This is a genomic window from Cytobacillus spartinae (assembly GCF_042865285.1).
Taxonomy (GTDB): domain Bacteria; phylum Bacillota; class Bacilli; order Bacillales; family Cytobacillaceae; genus Robertmurraya_A; species Robertmurraya_A spartinae.
In genome coordinates, this window is record NZ_JBIACK010000011.1 from 123957 (window position 1) to 141020 (window position 17064).

Genomic DNA, 17064 nt, shown 5'->3' on the forward strand with positions numbered 1-17064 from the left:
ATTTTAGGAGGAATGAACACATGTTTTCATTTTTTAAAAGAGTAAAAACGGTTGTAGATTCCGAGTTAAATGCTATGTTAGATAAAGCAGAAGATCCAGTAAAAATGCTAGACCAATTTATGCGTGAAATGGAAGCCGATATTCGAGACGCAGAAGCAGCGGTAGCAAAACAAATCGCTAATGAAAAAATGCTTCAGAGAAAATATGAAGAAGCGGAAAAAATGGCATCTAAGCGCGAGGAGCAGGCTATTCAAGCTTTAGAAGCTGGAAATGAAGATTTAGCAAGAAGAGCTTTAGAAGATAAAAAAGCTCATGCGTCAACAGCAGAATCTTTAAAGGAATCGTATACTAGAGCGAAGCAGGATGCGGATTCATTAAGAACAAAGCTAGATGAGATGAAGAGCGAGTACAATCAAATGAAGTTAAAGAAGGACTCGCTTAAAGCAAGAGCTGAGTCGGCTAAAACTAGAACAAAAATGAACAGAGCGATGTCTAGCATTGGTGGAGATCATTCAAGACAAGGATTCGATCGTATGGAGGAAAAGGTACTAAGATACGAAGCCGAGGCTGAAACAAGTGAAGATCTTCGTTCATCTAGTCGTAGTTTAGATGATGAACTAGCAGCATTAAACAAATCACAAGGTGTAGATGATGAGTTGGCTGCTTTAAAGAAGAAGCTTGGAAAAGAGTAAAGTAATAATTACATGTAGACAGGGCTGATCAAAATGTCCTTGTAGAGGTCAGCCTTTAAGTTTTTTGAAAGTGGGTGAAGCGATGAAAAGACCACTTCTTGCTCTTATTCTCACTTTTTCAATGATTTTATCTGCATGCTCATCCAATGCAAATGAGCTATTTAGAGAAGGAATAGTGGAGTTTATTAACAATGAATACATACTTCATGATACCGTTTCAAGTGTTACCGACTCCTCTAACTTTTCTGAGATTTATGTAGCAGAAAATCAATCGATTGAACAGGTTGCATCTAACTTGATCTCTCATGAACAGCCGGTAGAGATAAGTGAGAACAAAGAAGGCAAACAAGTATTAATTTATAATGACTTATTTGTCATTATTACTGAGGATCTGGAGAATCCATCTAACACGTTTGTTGAGGTTGCCAATAAAGAGTTTGTGCGAAATAATTACAGCCCAGACTTTTTTGATGGATTATTTCTTCTTTGGGTACTTGATGAAGTATTGGATGTAGATGATTGGGGTAAGAAACGAAATCAGCAATGCAAACAATATCCAGAGAACTGTTATGGAGGTTATTACGGTACTGGTGGAGGTTTTAAGGGCATTAATAAGACACCAACTGTAAGAGGAGGAAGCTCAAACGTTCGTGGTGGAGGACCTGGAGCAGGGAAATAGGAGAAAGGAGCAAAAAGAATGGAACCATTTTTATTAACAGTTATGTATTTTGCACTTGCTATCATTATTGTCTTAATTGGTTTGGTTATTTTTGAAGCGTTGACGAAGCAATACAAGGATTGGGATGAAATCTTAAACGGGAATAAAGCAGTAGCATTATCGATTGCTGGAAAAATTATTGGGATATGTATTATCCTCGCATTCTCTATTTATCACAGCTCACAAATACTAGATACATTGATTTGGGGAGTAACAGGGATTGTGCTTCAAATGGTGGCTTACCTATTATTTGAGGCGTTTACTCGAAAATTTTCTGTTGAAGAGCAGCTAAAGAAAGGAAACTTGGCTGTTGGAATTATCACTTTTGCGGTGTCAATAGGATTAGCTTTTGTTATCGGGGCTTCGATTACGTAACTTGATTTCTATAGGTGAAGATTCAGGGTGTTATTCAAGTATGTGGTTGTTGTGCTAAAGAGGGCATCTGATGCCGTATACTACTAAAACAATAGAATGAATTCTCTCAGAAGAAGGGAATTGGATACATGCAAGATGGAATAAAGAAAACAAAGGCCATTTATTGGTCTTCTGGGATTGTTTCGATTTGTGGAATAATTTTTGAAGTGTTATTTGGAGCCGCTGGTTCTTATATTTTGGGAGATGGTGTGAAGCAGTATACATTAACCATCTCCCTCTTTCTTACTGGAATGGGGATTGGCGCATACATAAGTGAAAAAGTCACTAGAAATCTAATTGTCTCGTTTGTGTGGATTGAGTATCTTATTGCCATCATCGGAGGCTTTTCAACTTTTCTCCTTTTTGGGGTAACCGCTTTTCTTGGAGATGGTACGGATGCATTTTTCCTCTACACCATCACCATATTAGTAGGTACGTTTACAGGTGTTGAGCTTCCCATTCTGATCCGAAAAGCGAATGAAATTGGTGAAACATTGAACCGAAGTGCAGCACGCGTTCTGTTTTCTGACTATGCAGGTGGTTTAATTGGTGGTCTTCTATTTGTCTACTTATTAAGACCACAGTTAGGTTTAGTTAAAACCGCTTTTGTTGTAGCATTGGTAAATGCATGCGTTGCACTTTGGTTATTAAACTATTTTAAAGACGAGATAAAAAGGGTCAGAGTACACGGTGCAGCAGGAATTACCATCATTCTTCTTCTTATAGCTGGAGTGTTTTTTGGAGAGGAGATGGCGTTCTCTTTTGAGCAAAAGCTATACCGGGACCCCATCATCTATAATGATCAAACCAACTATCAACAAATCATCCTTACGAAGGAACAGGGAGATTTACGGCTATTTTTAGACGGGCAACTACAGTTTAGTTCATCAGACGAGTACAGATATCATGAGACCTTGGTCCATCCAGCTATGGGACTTACGAATGATAAAAAAAATGTCCTCATATTAGGTGGTGGAGATGGCTTAGCCATTCGTGAATTAAGAAAATATGATGACGTTGAAACGATTACTGTCGTGGATTTAGATCCGGAAGTGGTAGAGCTAGCTAAAACGAATCATGATATTGTTGAACTAAATCAGCATGCGTTTGATGATGAGCGAGTTAAAGTTGTTCATGAGGATGCATTTAACTACCTGGAGCAATCCTCAAAGCTTTACAATGTCATTCTAGTTGATTTACCTGATCCAAATAACGAGTCACTAGTTAAGTTGTATACGTTAGAGTTTTACCAATTAATTAGAAACCATTTGCTGCCTGGTGGAACCGCAATGATTCAGGGGACGAGTCCAACTTTTGCAACAGAAGTCTACTGGGGTATTAATAGGACTGTTCAAGAAGCAGGACTTCATACATCCAATCTTCATGTTGATATTCCTAGTTTTGGTGATTGGGGCTTTGTTGTAGCAAAGCGAGAACAGGTTGATTGGGAGAAAATTACACTTATTGAAGACACTGCGTTTTTAACACCAGAGGTCTTGAGTAGTCTTCGTTCGTTCGGCAAAGACATTGACGAGGAAATTATTAATGAAAAGGGAGAACCGGTCGATATAGAGGTTAATACTCTAATTAATCCAATCCTTTTAGAAAAATATATTGAAGCGTGGAGAAACTACTAGAGCATTACGTCTTTTGTAATGCTCTTTTATTTATGAGATTATGAATATGCGTTATAAACAAAGGAAACCTATTTACTACATATATTACTAAAAAACGAGGCCTAATCATGATTGAAAACCATTTTAAAGAATATCAACTAAGTGAAGAGATATTAAAAGCTTTATCTAGTCTTAGCTATGTACATCCGACCGAGGTCCAAAAACAAGTTATTCCTATTGCGTTAAGGAAAAAGGATGTAGTCGTAAAATCACAAACTGGAAGTGGAAAGACTGCTGCTTTTGGCATTCCCATTTGTGAATTGATCGATTGGGAAGAAAACAAACCTCAAGTACTTATTCTCACTCCAACTAGGGAATTAGCTGCTCAAATAAAACAGGATATCACGAATATAGGTAGATTTAAGCGGATTAAAGCGGCAGCTGTTTATGGAAAACAACCCTTTGAAAAACAAAGAATAGAATTAAAGCAGAAAACGCATGTCGTAGTAGGGACTCCGGGAAGAGTTTTAGACCACATTGAAAAAGGTACGTTTGTTGTTGATAAATTGGATTACTTAATTATTGACGAAGCTGATGAGATGCTGGATATGGGATTTATAGAACAGGTTGAGGCGATCATTGAAAAGTTGCCTAGTGAAAGAGTGTCAATGCTCTTTTCTGCTACATTACCAGAGGACATAGAAAACTTATGTAATAAGTACATGAAGGAACCTGAGAAAATTGAGGTTGAAGCTACAGGACTCACTACAGATAAAATTGATCACTATACGATCGTGACAAAGGATCAAAATAAACTCTCTTTGCTAAAAGATCTAACAATTGTGGAAAACCCTGATAGCTGCATTATCTTCTGCAATACGAAGGAGCGTGTTGATCTGTTAATCGATGAACTTAACGTTCTTAATTACCCCTGTGACAAGCTCCATGGCGGAATGTATCAAGAAGATCGTTTTGATGTAATGGACGATTTTAAAAGAGGAGAGTTCCGTTATTTAGTTGCAACAGATGTAGCTGCACGGGGAATTGATATTGATAGCATTTCTCTCGTTATAAATTATGATATTCCTTTAAAAAAAGAAAGCTATGTACATCGAACAGGACGTACGGGCCGTGCTGGAAAAAGTGGAAAAGCGATTACCTTTGTTACCCCTTTCGAAGATCGATTTTTAGCAGATATAGAAGAGTACATAGGGTTTGAGATTCCGAAATTGGATATTCCATCAAAAGAACTAGTTGAAACAAGGAAAGCTACCTTTGAACAAAAAATAAATGAAGAACCTACAATAAAAGAAGACAAAGGTGCCGAGTTAAACAAAGATATTATGAAGTTATATTTTAATGGTGGGAAAAAGAAGAAGCTTAGAGCGTTAGATTTCGTGGGAACGATTGCCAAAATACCAGGAGTTACAGCAGATGATATTGGAATTATCTCCATTCAGGACCAAGCATCCTATGTAGATATCTTAAATGGAAAAGGTCAATTGGTATTAGGAGCTTTAAAGCATACAACTATTAAAGGGAAGCAATTAAAAGTTCACATTGCAAGAAAGTAAAACTGAGGGAGAGCTCCTTCAGTTTTTTTATATAGTTTGAAATGTCAGCGTACAAGCAAGTTCTCTTGTTTCTTTACATACATATTAGACTAGGTCTTGAAGATGGATTATTAGGGAGGGGAGAATATGTCAAGTGGACTTAGAGTCGTCGTTTATTTGCTTTCATTTTTCGTACCTGTAGTAGGTTTGGTACTAGGGATTGTTTGGATGAATGATCAGGATCCTGAGAAGAAGCAAATAGGTAAGACATGCTTAATAATTGGAATTGTTTCCATTGTATTAAGCTGTATTTGTTGGTTTGCAGCAACTACATTCTCTGTTTTGCCTGCTTTTGTAGGCTATTAGTAACCAATAGAGACCTAATTCATATAGCTGGATTAGGTTTTTCTTAATATATGGGGGGTGAACGTATGTTAGAAGAAATTAGCTTTTTTATTGGAAAAGCGATTTGTCATCAGCTTCCAGAGAGGAGTATTATAATTGACGGTCATTCTTTACCGTTTTGTGCAAGATGTACAGGGATATATATAGGGATTTGCAGCACTTTAATCTATTTCACATTAACAAAGAAGTTCCGAGCAACTACTATACCTAGCATTAAATTAAGCCTCATGCTCCTTCTACTCCTTTTTCCCTTAATAGTTGATGGATTAGGGTCATATCTAACTATCTTTCCATCAAATAATGTGACTCGTATTACAACGGGGTTCATATTTGGCCCTTCCTTACCATTTTTTCTAGTTCCTTTGTTGAGGTCAGGAGCGAGAAGTATAGAAGAAATCCCAATCATTAAAAAGGTGCATGAAATGTTGCTCCCGATTTTAAGTTCCGGAATCGTATCATTCCTTGTATTTCAAGCTTTAATACCGGCTGGTGTTTTAAGTCTGTTCCTTACACTAACTTTAGTAGTTTGGGTGTCACTGTTATTCTTTCTATTCTTTAAAAGGTTCCAGAGGCGGTATATCTCTATAAGCTTATCACTATTATGTAGTGTCCTCAGCTTAATATTCATGTCCCATCTACACACGATTAGTTCCACTCTTCTAGAAAAAGTCTAATTCTATCTCGCCTCGCTCTTTCCGATACGCTTTTGCTATAATAGGATGACAGACAAATCCTAAGAGGTAACAAAAATGAATAAAACAATCGGCTTGTTAGCACACGTTGATGCAGGCAAAACAACGTTTGCTGAACAGCTTCTCTATCATACAAAAAGTATAAAACAACGAGGCAGAGTGGATCATAGGGATGCATTTCTCGATAGTCATGAGATTGAAAAACAAAGAGGAATTACCGTATTTGCAGATCAAGCAACACTAAACTATAAAGATTCTCAATATTTTTTAATTGATACTCCAGGCCATGTTGATTTCTCACCTGAAATGGAACGAGCTATTCAAGTAATGGACTATGCCATTATTATCATTAGTGGGGTGGAAGGACTGGAAGGCCATACGGAGACGGTGTGGCAGTTATTAAGAAAGCATAAAGTACCGACGTTTTTCTTTATTAATAAAATGGACCGTGTTGGTGCAGATAAGGATCGAGTCATTGAAGACATAAAGTCAAACCTAACGGAGAACGTGTGTGATCTATCAGACTCTTTTTTCAAGGGTAAGATGGAAGCGGGGCTTATTGAGTTTCTTGCAGAGAGAAATGAAAGGCTTTTGGATGAGTTTCTAGAGAACGGATATGATGATTCACTATGGTTAGATCATTTTAGAAAGATGATTCGTAACGGTGAGATTTTTCCATGTGCAAGTGGATCCGCACTTCAAGACACAGGTGTATTAGAGTTTTTAGAAAATATAGAACAGCTTACATATACTGAATACAAAGAAAATCAAGTGTTTTCAGGAAGAGTGTATAAAATTCGTCATGAAGATAACGGATCTAGAGTGACTTTTATGAAAGTTCTAAGTGGTTCTTTGAAAGTTAGGGAGGAAATTAGTTACGGCAGAGAACCTAACGAAATAGTTGAAAAAATAACTCAGATACGGGTATATAGCGGCAACAAATTTAAACCGGTTGATCAGGCACAAGCGGGAGAGATAGTTGCAGTTACAGGTCTATCTGGAGCACATGTGGGAGAAGGTTTAGGAGCTCTTAAGGAAAAAGCGACTTATGAGTTGGTCCCAACTTTAAAATCAAGAATAAATTTTGAACCATCTACCAACATGAAAGAAGCTATACATAACTTCAAGCTACTCGGTAGTGAAGATCCTTCTCTGAATGTGACTTGGGAGGAAGGCTTGCAGCAACTTCATATTAGCGTAATGGGGACGATTCAGCTTGAAGTTCTTGAACAATTAGTTAAAGAACGATTTGGCTACAAAGTTTCCTTTGAAGATCCAGAAATTATCTACAAGGAAACAGTTGAAGACCAAGTGATTGGATTCGGCCATTTTGAACCTTTGGGGCATTATGCAGAAGTTCATTTGAAAATAGAGCCTGCTGAACGAAATAGCGGGGTTACTTTTGAAAATAAATGCCATGCAGATGATTTATTAGTAGGACACCAGAACCTAGTCCAACAGCACCTATTTGAAAGGGAGCATCATGGATTGTTAACAGGGTCTGCCCTCACAGATGTTAAAATCACTTTGTTAACTGGTAGAGCCCACAATAAACATACTTCAGGTGGGGACTTTAGAGAGGCAACGTTCAGATCCTTGAGGCAAGGGCTTGAAAAAGCAAAGAATATTGTTCTTGAACCTTACTATCAATATAGGATAAAAGTAGAGATTGATCAAATGGGTAGAGTCCTATCTGATGTTCAAACTGCCCATGGTTCCTTTGATACCCCCGTCACAGATGGTAACAAAGCCATTATAACGGGTAAGGTGCCGGTAGCAACCTTTATGAACTACAGTACGGAGCTGGCTTCATTTACACACGGTAAAGGGGTCATTAATCTACTGTTTGCAGGTTATGATCGTTGCCATAACGAACAAGCAGTGATCGATCGAATAAATTATAAAAAAGATGCTGATAGCGAATATACATCTTCATCGATATTCTGTTCAAAGGGACAAGGGTACTCTGTAAGCTGGGATGAAGCTGAGAAGTTGATGCATGGTTTATAATTATAGGGAGAAATTTAATTGTGAGAAAATTAGTGCAATTAAATTGATTGATGATAAAATTTATGGTTAAATAAAATAAACTACATAGTCGTTTTTTAATGTAGATAAAAATAGGGGGTACATACAAATGACAGTTGTAGAACAATCAATAAACAAAGCGGTTGAGGAGTTTAATAGATTGGACGAGAAAATTACTCATTTCTCGAGTATTGCTGGTTTAATTAGTTGGGATCAAAAAGTTATTGCTCCCAAAAAGGGAAGAGCAGAGTTTGCTAAAGCAACAGGAACGTTAATGACGGAGCATTTTAAATTAACCGTTTCAGAAGAAATGGGAAGATTGCTTGACGTTCTTTCATCACCTGAAGCACAAGTAACTCTAGATGATGAAATGAAAGCAAGGGTTCGAGAAAGAAAAGATTTTTACGATAGATCTAAGCAAATTCCTGAAGATTTATACCGTGAATATGCAATTCTAACTTCTCAAGCAAATGACGTTTGGGAGGAAGCTCGTGAGAAAAATGACTTCTCTTTATATCTTCCTTACTTAGAGAAAATCGTTGATTTTAAAAAGAAAGCAGTAGAAATTTATGGCTATGAAAAGCATCCATATGATGCGTTATTAAATGAATTTGAACCTGGTTTGACGGTTGAAAAATTAGATCCAATTTTTGCAAAGCTTAGAGAAACAAGCGTTGCTTTATTGAAGAAAATTCAGCAATCTTCGAATAAGCCACCTGTTGAGATTTTTGAACAATCTTTTTCTGTAGAAAAGCAAAAGGAATTTAATCGTTATATCTTACCGATTATCGGATTTGATATGGAAGCTGGGAGACTTGACGAGACCGTTCACCCATTTGCTCAAACAGTCAATACAGGTGATGTCCGATTAACCACAAGATATTTGGAGAACAATGTTCGTTCAGCCATTTTCGGAACGATTCATGAAGCAGGACATGGTATTTATGAGCAAAATGTTGACAAAAAATATGAAGGAACCGTCTTACAAGAGGGAGCATCTTTTGGGATTCATGAATCTCAATCACGTTTCTTAGAAAATATGGTCGGAAGAAGTGAAAGCTTCTGGAAGTATTTCTATTCAACTCTTCAAACCCATTTCCCTGAACAGTTGAAAGATGTAAACCTTGATGATTTCTACAGAGCGATTAATGCTGTTCAACCTTCTTACATTCGGGTAGAAGCGGATGAGCTAACATACAATCTTCATATCATGGTTCGTTATGAAATTGAAAAAGCGTTGATTGCGGGAGAAATTGAAACAAAAGATCTTCCTACAGTATGGAATCAGAAAATGCAAGATTACCTGGGGATTACTCCAGATACGGACACACTTGGAGTCCTTCAAGATGTTCATTGGTCGTTCGGTGGATTTGGATACTTCCCTTCTTACTCATTAGGAAACCTGTACTCTGCACAAATCCTAAATACGATTAAAAAGGAACTACCTAATTTCGAAGCATCCATTGAAAATGGAGATTTCTCGGAGATCCAATCTTGGTTAAGAGAGAAGATCCATCAGCATGGTAAATTGTACACTCCTAATGAACTAATTGTGAGAGTGACTGGTGAAGAATTAAATGCGAAATATCTTGTAGAATATTTAGAGAATAAATATAGTAAAGTGTATAACTTATAAATAGCTTCTGTATATGATGTAAAGGTATGGTCTAATTTAGGCCATACTTTTTTTATAGGCAATTTTAAAAAGTACTTAAATACAGCGGATTGTCTTTCCTTCTCTCGCACAAAAAATGATAAAGAGTAAAAATTTTCATACGATTATAGTTGTCAGGTATGTTTCATATGGATTAAAATGTTGAGTAGTGGAAACTTTTTTAAATTACTGCATAGATTATGAAAGGAAAGGGTCACAGCTAATGGCGTACGAAGATCCTTTTGAAATATAAAAGTCAGTCTTAAAGATATAGATTCTAATGGATAATAAGGAGGAGTAGGGAAATGGTTGACAATCTTTTGCTGGCATTTGGCTTAACCCTAATGGCTGGTCTAGCAACAGGAATAGGAAGTGTGTTAGCGTTTTTTACGAAAACGACAAACACAAAATTTCTTTCATTAGCACTTGGTTTTTCAGCTGGGGTCATGATTTATGTTTCGATGGTAGAGATATTTGTTAAGGCACAAGATGCACTTGTAGGAGCCATGGGAGATAAGCTAGGAAACTGGGCAACTGTCGGAGGCTTCTTTGGTGGAATGCTATTAATTGCTTTAATTGATAAACTAATACCGAAGCGTGAAAATCCTCATGAAATAAAGAAAGTAGAGGACATGAATTCACCAGACAATGCTGTCAAAGATCCTGCTCTTTTAAAAATGGGGACGTTCGCAGCCCTAGCGATTGCGATTCACAATTTTCCAGAAGGGATTGCGACGTTTACTTCAGCTTTACAGGACCCAGCTTTAGGAATTGCTATAGCAGTGGCAATCGCTATTCATAATATTCCAGAAGGAATTGCCGTTTCGGTCCCAATTTACTTTGCAACAGGAAGCAAAAAGAAAGCATTTAAGCTATCGTTTCTATCTGGATTGTCGGAACCAGTTGGAGCAATTGTAGCATATTTATTCTTAATGCCGTTTCTTAACGATATTATGTTTGGAGTCATCTTTGCAGGAGTTGCCGGAATCATGGTCTTTATATCTTTAGACGAATTATTACCAGCAGCTAAAAAGTATGATGAAGCTCATCTATCTATTTATGGTTTAATCGGTGGGATGGCCGTCATGGCACTTAGTTTGTTACTGTTTATCTAAATATATGTACGTTTAAAAAGTCGAATGTAGCCCATTCGACTTTTTAGTTTTTATGACTACCATAAAATTATTTTCGAAAAATTAACAAAGTTTAAATGATTGAATTTTTAGAATATTTATGATATTATTAATAAAAACAGATCAAGGAGTGATTTCCAGTGGAAAAGCATTTATTAAATTCACCTCATCTACCAGAAGAAGAACAATATGCTCAAATTGCAGACAGGGTGATTAAACAATCTTTACTTGAATACAAGAAGGAAAAATTAAAACAGGAAATCGATCAAACCTTGATCGATGGAAATAAGAAAGAATTCATGCGTTTGACTAAAGAACTAAATAGTATTTCATAAAAATAATTCTAGGCAACCAAAATGGTTGCCTATTTATTTTTTCGCTTGTTCTTGGGCTCCATTTTACCGAGATTATCCAATCATAAAGTATTTCCGATTAACTCAAAATAATATGGCTCGCTCAAGTTCAATAAGGGGGTTGGTCGTGTTGAGATGGCATAAAATGATTCTGTCCATGTTACAGCAACGCCAAGGGAAGAAGGTCGCACTTGCAGTAGACACTTCCACAAATGAAGTCCCAAGCATTCTTATAAACAACATAGTCAAGCTTTTTGAACAAGTTAAGCCTGACACCACTTTAGTTCAGGCCGATTTTAAAATTAGAAGTATCGAACCTGTGAAAAGTGATACAATCAAATACTATACACATGGGAAATCTTCATATACCTTAGTGTTAGAGTGGGCAAAGGAAGAAGGCTTTGATACATTGTTTTATATTACAGACGTAACCGGATTTATTGATGAAGACATGGAAAATGTAGATTTTGAATTGTTCTGGTTAGTTCCAGATGATTTTTTACCTCGAGTACCATTTGGTAAAGCAATTAAAGTTGCGTAAGAAAAATCCCCCACATTTTTGTGGGGGATTAACGTTGTGTTTGTTATCAAAAATTGTGACTACTTATTTTCCTGATTGCATTTCATAATTTCTTATTAACATTCCGTTTGCTTTTACCATCCCAGCCTTTTCGTAATAGGCTTGTAGATTCTCGTCACAAAGTAAATCCACCATATAAATGTCCTTTAACTCCAATAGCATTCTTCTAACTAATTCCTGACCAATTCCACGTCCTTGGTATTCAGGTAATACTTCCAATAGGGGGATATAGGCTGATAGGACTCCATCGCTTATCGCGGAAATAAATCCGATAACTGACTTTGTCTCTTCGTCCAATGCTACGACGATTTTATAGCTATTCTTTAATAACTTAAGGTGTGTTTCCGGCTGCGGTGGATTAGGCCAACCTACAAAAAAAACATTTAACATTTCAGGTGTAATATGTTCAAGTGATGTTTTATAGATCATTATTTCATCTCCTCAATTAGTAATAAAGGTGGAAGAGATGGAATCAATTATAAAGTAGCATAAACACAAACCCCCAAGTATAAAACAACTCTCATTAATAATTCGCTATACCATTTAAAAACCCTCTTTAACATTATATACAAAAAAGAAAACCAGAGATATTCCGGCTTTCCTTGTTCGTTCTGTTATTAAACAACTAGAGCAGGCTTAGCAGTAGTAGTTCGTGTTCTTTTTTATGTTTTGACACAACACATGCAAATAGGAGTTTTAGAGTCAGAAGAAGATTAAAGTTCTGACAGAACAAAGGGAAATTGGAGCTCTAGAGTCAGAAGAAGGTTAAAGTTCTGACAAAACAAAAGGAAATAGGAGTGTTAGAGTCAGAAGAAGGGTAAAGTTCTGACAAACCAAAGGGAAACGGGCGCTCTAGAGTCAGAAGAAGGTTAAAGTTCTGACAAACCACAGGGGAAAATCGTGCTCTAGAGTCAGAAGAAGGGTGAAGTTCTGACAAACCAAAGGAAAACTGGCGCTCTAAAGTCAGAAGAAGGGTGAAGTTCTGACAAACCAAAGGGTAAATCGTGCTCTAGAGTCAGAAGAAGGGTGAAGTTCAGACAAACCAAAGGAAAACTGGTGCTCTAGAGTCAGAAGAAGGTTAAAGTTCTGACAAAACAAAGGGAAACGGGCACTCTAGAGTCAGAAGACGAGCGTTAAAATAAACTTTCCTCTAACAAATACAAGCAAAATGAAAAACCGGTCGTTAAGCGTTTGCACTCATTACCTATACGAAAACAATAAAAGCACTACAATCATGTAGTGCTTTTATTGTTTAATCCTTATCAAATTGTGACTGGAGCCGAAATGAGAGTCCAACCTAGTCTCTAAAGGTACTCTGAAAAGTAGTTCTCCCTATCTATCAAACTAAAATATTGACAATTAAAATTCGGACAATTATAGTTAATGACGTTGATAGTTAAACAGTTGAACAATTAAATAGTGAAATAGTTAAGTGCGAGGTGAAATTGAATGTCCGATTTAGTAACAGATCTAGTCAATCGTTATATTGCTGTTTCTTTTTCTGTAACGAAGAAAGCTGAATCCCTTATTAAAGAACAGATTGGAAGTGACCTTACTAGTGACCAACATTATGTTCTCAGGTACATAAATCAGGTTGGGTCATGTACATCTTCAGAGCTTGCGGAACAATTTGACGTAAAGAAAAGTGCCATTACGGCGATTATTACGCGAATGTGGGAGAAAGGGTTAATTCAGCGTAAGCGGGACAAAGATGATCGACGTGTTGTCTACTTAACTCTTACCGAAAAAGGGAATGAGTTGTTCAAAGAAACGGAAAAAAGAATCCACAAATTAGTGGAATCGCTTATTAATCAGTTTGATATTAATGAGATAAATCAGTTTATTGAAACATTTGAAAAGTTAAACCAAGTTCTAATAGAAACTAAAGATCATAAGGTGGAGGAATAAGCGTGAATTTTATCGTTAGAAAAACATGGTTTATCTTTATTGCGTGGATAGCCGTTACAGTTGGATTGTTTCTCGTAGCGCCTAATATGGGAGAGCTTGTACGTGAAAAAGGGGAAATTACGGTTCCAGATGAATACTCTTCTACGCTTGCTGGAAACATTTTAGAAGAAGTAAAGGAGCAAGAAGGCGGTGGAGATGACACTTCCGTAGCCTTAGTTTTCCATAATGAAGAGAAATTAACCGAAGAAAATATACAAGAAGCTAGAAAAGCAATTGAGTTGCTTGAAGAGAACAAAACGGAACTAGGTATTACAGAAATCCTAACTCATTTTAATGAGGAAACTTTAGAAAATCAACTAGTATCAGAGGATGGTAAGGCAATTTTAGCCTCTGTCACCCTTAACTGGAATAATCGTGAAGCTAAAGAGGTCAGTGAAGCTTTATACGAAACCATTGAGGAAGTGAAAGTTGACCACTATTATACGAGTCAATGGATGATCAATGAAGATCTAAATAATAGTGCGCAAGAAGGTCTGAAAAAAACAGAAGGTATCACGGTTGTATTTATTTTAATCGTATTACTTCTTGTGTTTAAATCTGTTGTTGCACCAATTATCCCATTAGTAACAGTTGGATTCAGTTATCTTATTTCTCAGTCCATCGTTTCTTTCTTAGTAGATAAGTTTGACTTTCCAATTTCAAACTATACGCAAATATTCTTGGTAGCTGTTCTATTTGGGATAGGTACAGATTACTGTATTTTACTACTAAGTCGTTTTAAAGAGGAATTGGCTCAACATGAAGATATCAATAAAGCAATTATTGAAACATACCGCAATGCTGGTCGTACAGTATTCTTCAGTGGTTTAGCGGTTATGATTGGATTTGCAGCTATCGGATTTTCACAATTCATTCTTTATCAGTCAGCAGCAGCCGTTGCTGTAGGTGTTGCTTTCTTATTAATCGCTTTATTTACCATCGTACCTTTTTTCATGGCTGTGTTAGGGAAAAAGATATTCTGGCCATCTAAAAGCAAAGCGGAACACGGTGATAGTAAGCTTTGGGAACTGGCAGGTAGATTCTCATTATCCCGCCCATTACTATCTTTATTAATTGTAGCGGTAATTTGTGTACCATTCCTACTGACGTATGATAAAGAGATTTCGTATAACTCATTAGAGGAAATTAGTGGTGATGTTTCTTCCATAAAAGCTTTTAATGCAATTGCAGGAAGCTTTAGTGCAGGTGAATCAATGCCAACCACCATTATTTTAAAAAATGATGAGAGAATGGACTCCGCAGAGTATGTTGGCTTAGCAGAAAAAATAAGTCAGGAAGTAGAAAAGGTTGATTTAGTAGATGCTGTTCGATCTGTGACAAGACCTACTGGAGAGCAGATTGAGGACTTCTTTGTTGCGAAACAAGCTGAAAGTCTTGAAGAAGGGCTAGGCGAAGGAAAAGACGGACTTTCTAAAATCAGTGAAGGACTTCAAGAAGCTGGAAGTGAATTAGCAAAATCAGAACCAGAATTGAAGAAGGCAACAGAAGGAATAAACGAGCTTATTACCGGTACGGATCAAGTACAAACTGGTTTAATCGCCATTCAAACCAATTTAGCAAAAATAGAAACAGGGATTCGTCAAGGGTCGCAAGGTTCAACGCAATTGATAAACGGGTTAGAACAGGCTAAAACAGGACTTGAAACTCTTCAATCTGTATATGAAGAAAAAATATTAGCAGGATACAAATCATTAGATGAAAATTTAACAAAGCTAAATAGTGGTTATCAGCAAGTTGGTACAGGACTAACAGAATTATCAGGTGGAATCTCACAAGTTAACGGTGCCTTGTTTAACCACTTAGATAGCAACTATCAATCCTTAGCAACTGACCAAATCTACCAGGAATTAAAGAAAAATTCCCTTAGTTTACAACAAAAACTTACTGAATTATCGGGTAGTGTAGGAGATTTAAATGCAGGGTTAGCTGGAATCCAAGGCGGTCTAGCTGGAGCAAATGCTGGGTTTGAGGAAGCATTAGGTCAGCAAAAACAGATTGCCAATGGACTACAAAAAGCGATAGAGGGAATTAAACAACAACAAGCTGGGCTAGAACAGTTAGCTAATGGCCAAGGGCAAATTGTTAATAATGTACCGAAGTTAACAAGTGGCTTGGGAGGAATTAGTGATGGACAAGAGCAATTATTGAATGGGTTCGGAGACCTAGGAGGTCAAATTTCTCAGCTAACTGATGGTTTAACTCAAAGTGCAGACGGGTTAAATCAAGTGTCTGACGGTCTAGGCTCAGCACAAGAATACTTGTCAGGACTTTCAAATACAACTAATATGGGAGGATTCTATCTTCCAGCTGATGTCCTTGAAAGTGAGGATTTTGCTCAAGTTCTTGATGTTTATATGTCAGAAGATCGTAAAGTAATGACCATGGATGTAGTTTTTGAAACGAGTCCATACTCGAATGAGTCTATGGCTCAGGTGGATAATATTAAAGAGGCTGTTGAAAGGGCAACAAAGGGTACAAAGTTAGAAAATGCAATTGTTGCGGTTGGTGGTATTACAAGTACAAACGTTGATTTGGATACAATGTCAGGTAACGATTATACTCGTACCGTCATTCTTATGCTAATTGGGATTGGGATTATCTTAGTGTTTCTTTTCCGTAGCATTATCATGCCGATTTATATTATTGCTTCTTTAATCTTGACATACTTTACGTCCATGTCGATTAATGAATTAATCTTTGTTAATATTTTCGGACTTTCAGGGATTAGCTGGGCAGTACCGTTCTTTGCATTTGTTATCCTTATGGCGTTAGGGGTAGACTACAGTATTTTCCTAATGGATCGTTTTAATGAATACAAGGATCTACCTGTTGCACAAGCGATGCATCTTGCAATGGTAAAAATGGGGACCGTCATTATCTCAGCTGCGATTATTTTAGGTGGAACATTTGCTGCGATGATGCCATCAGGAATGCAATCATTGTTGCAAATTGCCTCCATCGTATTAGTCGGTTTAGTTCTTTACGCGTTTGTCGTTCTTCCGTTATTTATCCCAGTAATGGTTAAAAACTTTGGCCAGGCAAATTGGTGGCCGTTTAAAAGAGTAACAAACGAATAAGGATACAAATTGGAGGACAGTGAATGTAAGAGTTCGCTGTCCTTTTTTATTGTTATGTTCTTACGGAAGTATTTGCTTGTCATCTTCAAACGGCTTCTAAAGTTTAAAAAATTTCGCTATCTACTTATTGATTTTTCAAATGTGAAGAACAATCGTATACAATAGTTTGTATAGAATCTTG

The 17064-nt window shown here is 36.9% G+C and carries 15 protein-coding genes; 14 read left to right on the forward strand and 1 reads right to left on the reverse strand.

All coding sequences use genetic code 11. The annotated features are described in order from the left end of the window. The first annotated feature begins 20 nt into the window (after window positions 1–20). The 12 genes from ACFYKX_RS19545 (at window position 21) to ACFYKX_RS19600 (ending at window position 11799) form a co-directional block, all read left to right on the forward strand. Window positions 21–692: a PspA/IM30 family protein gene (locus tag ACFYKX_RS19545; protein ID WP_389362779.1), complete on the forward strand. Its 672-nt coding sequence runs from the start codon at window positions 21–23 to the stop codon at window positions 690–692. Between the two features lie 82 nt (window positions 693–774). Further along, window positions 775–1371: a DUF4247 domain-containing protein gene (locus ACFYKX_RS19550; protein WP_389362781.1), complete on the forward strand. Its 597-nt coding sequence runs from the start codon at window positions 775–777 to the stop codon at window positions 1369–1371. Between the two features lie 18 nt (window positions 1372–1389). Continuing rightward, complete coding sequence (locus tag ACFYKX_RS19555) at window positions 1390–1785, forward strand: DUF350 domain-containing protein (protein WP_389362783.1); 396 nt, start codon at window positions 1390–1392, stop codon at window positions 1783–1785. Window positions 1786–1913: 128 nt separating this feature from the next. Continuing rightward, window positions 1914–3461, forward strand: a complete 1548-nt coding sequence (locus tag ACFYKX_RS19560; RefSeq protein WP_389362785.1) for a polyamine aminopropyltransferase — start codon at window positions 1914–1916, stop codon at window positions 3459–3461. A 107-nt stretch (window positions 3462–3568) separates the two neighbouring features. Then, a complete protein-coding gene (locus ACFYKX_RS19565) occupies window positions 3569–5014 on the forward strand; it encodes a DEAD/DEAH box helicase (RefSeq protein ID WP_389362787.1) in 1446 nt (481 codons plus the stop codon). A 126-nt stretch (window positions 5015–5140) separates the two neighbouring features. Beyond that, window positions 5141–5359: a hypothetical protein gene (locus ACFYKX_RS19570; protein WP_389362789.1), complete on the forward strand. Its 219-nt coding sequence runs from the start codon at window positions 5141–5143 to the stop codon at window positions 5357–5359. Window positions 5360–5424: 65 nt separating this feature from the next. Continuing rightward, window positions 5425–6072: a DUF2085 domain-containing protein gene (locus ACFYKX_RS19575; protein ID WP_389362791.1), complete on the forward strand. Its 648-nt coding sequence runs from the start codon at window positions 5425–5427 to the stop codon at window positions 6070–6072. Window positions 6073–6147: 75 nt separating this feature from the next. Beyond that, window positions 6148–8100, forward strand: coding sequence for a GTP-binding protein (locus ACFYKX_RS19580; RefSeq protein WP_389362793.1), 1953 nt, complete (start codon window positions 6148–6150; stop codon window positions 8098–8100). A 127-nt stretch (window positions 8101–8227) separates the two neighbouring features. After that, complete coding sequence (locus ACFYKX_RS19585; RefSeq protein WP_389362795.1) at window positions 8228–9754, forward strand: carboxypeptidase M32; 1527 nt, start codon at window positions 8228–8230, stop codon at window positions 9752–9754. 323 nt (window positions 9755–10077) lie between these two features. Next, on the forward strand, window positions 10078–10887 hold the full coding sequence (gene zupT, locus ACFYKX_RS19590; protein WP_389362797.1) for a zinc transporter ZupT: 810 nt from the start codon (window positions 10078–10080) through the stop codon (window positions 10885–10887). A gap of 158 nt (window positions 10888–11045) precedes the next feature. Beyond that, window positions 11046–11240 (forward strand): IDEAL domain-containing protein, encoded by a 195-nt coding sequence (locus tag ACFYKX_RS19595; protein ID WP_389362798.1) that lies wholly within the window; start codon window positions 11046–11048, stop codon window positions 11238–11240. Between the two features lie 148 nt (window positions 11241–11388). Continuing rightward, a complete protein-coding gene (locus tag ACFYKX_RS19600) occupies window positions 11389–11799 on the forward strand; it encodes a hypothetical protein (RefSeq protein WP_389362800.1) in 411 nt (136 codons plus the stop codon). Window positions 11800–11862: 63 nt separating this feature from the next. Here ACFYKX_RS19600 and ACFYKX_RS19605 read toward each other — a convergent pair whose 3' ends face one another. Next, the gene (locus tag ACFYKX_RS19605) at window positions 11863–12267 is read right to left on the reverse strand and encodes a GNAT family N-acetyltransferase (protein WP_389362802.1); all 405 of its coding nucleotides are present in this window, start codon (window positions 12265–12267) and stop codon (window positions 11863–11865) included. A gap of 1020 nt (window positions 12268–13287) precedes the next feature. On the opposite strand from ACFYKX_RS19605, the gene ACFYKX_RS19610 reads away from it, so the two are divergent. Together ACFYKX_RS19610 and ACFYKX_RS19615 are read left to right on the forward strand one after the other, a co-directional pair. Beyond that, the gene (locus ACFYKX_RS19610; RefSeq protein WP_389362803.1) at window positions 13288–13746 is read left to right on the forward strand and encodes a MarR family winged helix-turn-helix transcriptional regulator; all 459 of its coding nucleotides are present in this window, start codon (window positions 13288–13290) and stop codon (window positions 13744–13746) included. 2 nt (window positions 13747–13748) lie between these two features. Then, a complete protein-coding gene (locus ACFYKX_RS19615; RefSeq protein WP_389362805.1) occupies window positions 13749–16883 on the forward strand; it encodes an MMPL family transporter in 3135 nt (1044 codons plus the stop codon). Window positions 16884–17064: the final 181 nt, after the last annotated feature.

Bases quoted from the DNA above. Each gene is read 5' to 3' on its own strand.
- ACFYKX_RS19580 (WP_389362793.1), top strand. From the start codon at position 6,148: ATGAATAAAACAATCGGCTTGTTAGCACACGTTGATGCAGGCAAAACA.
- ACFYKX_RS19570 (WP_389362789.1), top strand. From the start codon at position 5,141: ATGTCAAGTGGACTTAGAGTCGTCGTTTATTTGCTTTCATTTTTCGTA.
- ACFYKX_RS19610 (WP_389362803.1), top strand. From the start codon at position 13,288: ATGTCCGATTTAGTAACAGATCTAGTCAATCGTTATATTGCTGTTTCT.
- ACFYKX_RS19585 (WP_389362795.1), top strand. From the start codon at position 8,228: ATGACAGTTGTAGAACAATCAATAAACAAAGCGGTTGAGGAGTTTAAT.
- ACFYKX_RS19565 (WP_389362787.1), top strand. From the start codon at position 3,569: ATGATTGAAAACCATTTTAAAGAATATCAACTAAGTGAAGAGATATTA.
- ACFYKX_RS19560 (WP_389362785.1), top strand. From the start codon at position 1,914: ATGCAAGATGGAATAAAGAAAACAAAGGCCATTTATTGGTCTTCTGGG.
- ACFYKX_RS19545 (WP_389362779.1), top strand. From the start codon at position 21: ATGTTTTCATTTTTTAAAAGAGTAAAAACGGTTGTAGATTCCGAGTTA.
- ACFYKX_RS19555 (WP_389362783.1), top strand. From the start codon at position 1,390: ATGGAACCATTTTTATTAACAGTTATGTATTTTGCACTTGCTATCATT.
- zupT (WP_389362797.1), top strand. From the start codon at position 10,078: ATGGTTGACAATCTTTTGCTGGCATTTGGCTTAACCCTAATGGCTGGT.
- ACFYKX_RS19605 (WP_389362802.1), bottom strand. From the start codon at position 12,267: ATGATCTATAAAACATCACTTGAACATATTACACCTGAAATGTTAAAT.
- ACFYKX_RS19550 (WP_389362781.1), top strand. From the start codon at position 775: ATGAAAAGACCACTTCTTGCTCTTATTCTCACTTTTTCAATGATTTTA.
- ACFYKX_RS19575 (WP_389362791.1), top strand. From the start codon at position 5,425: ATGTTAGAAGAAATTAGCTTTTTTATTGGAAAAGCGATTTGTCATCAG.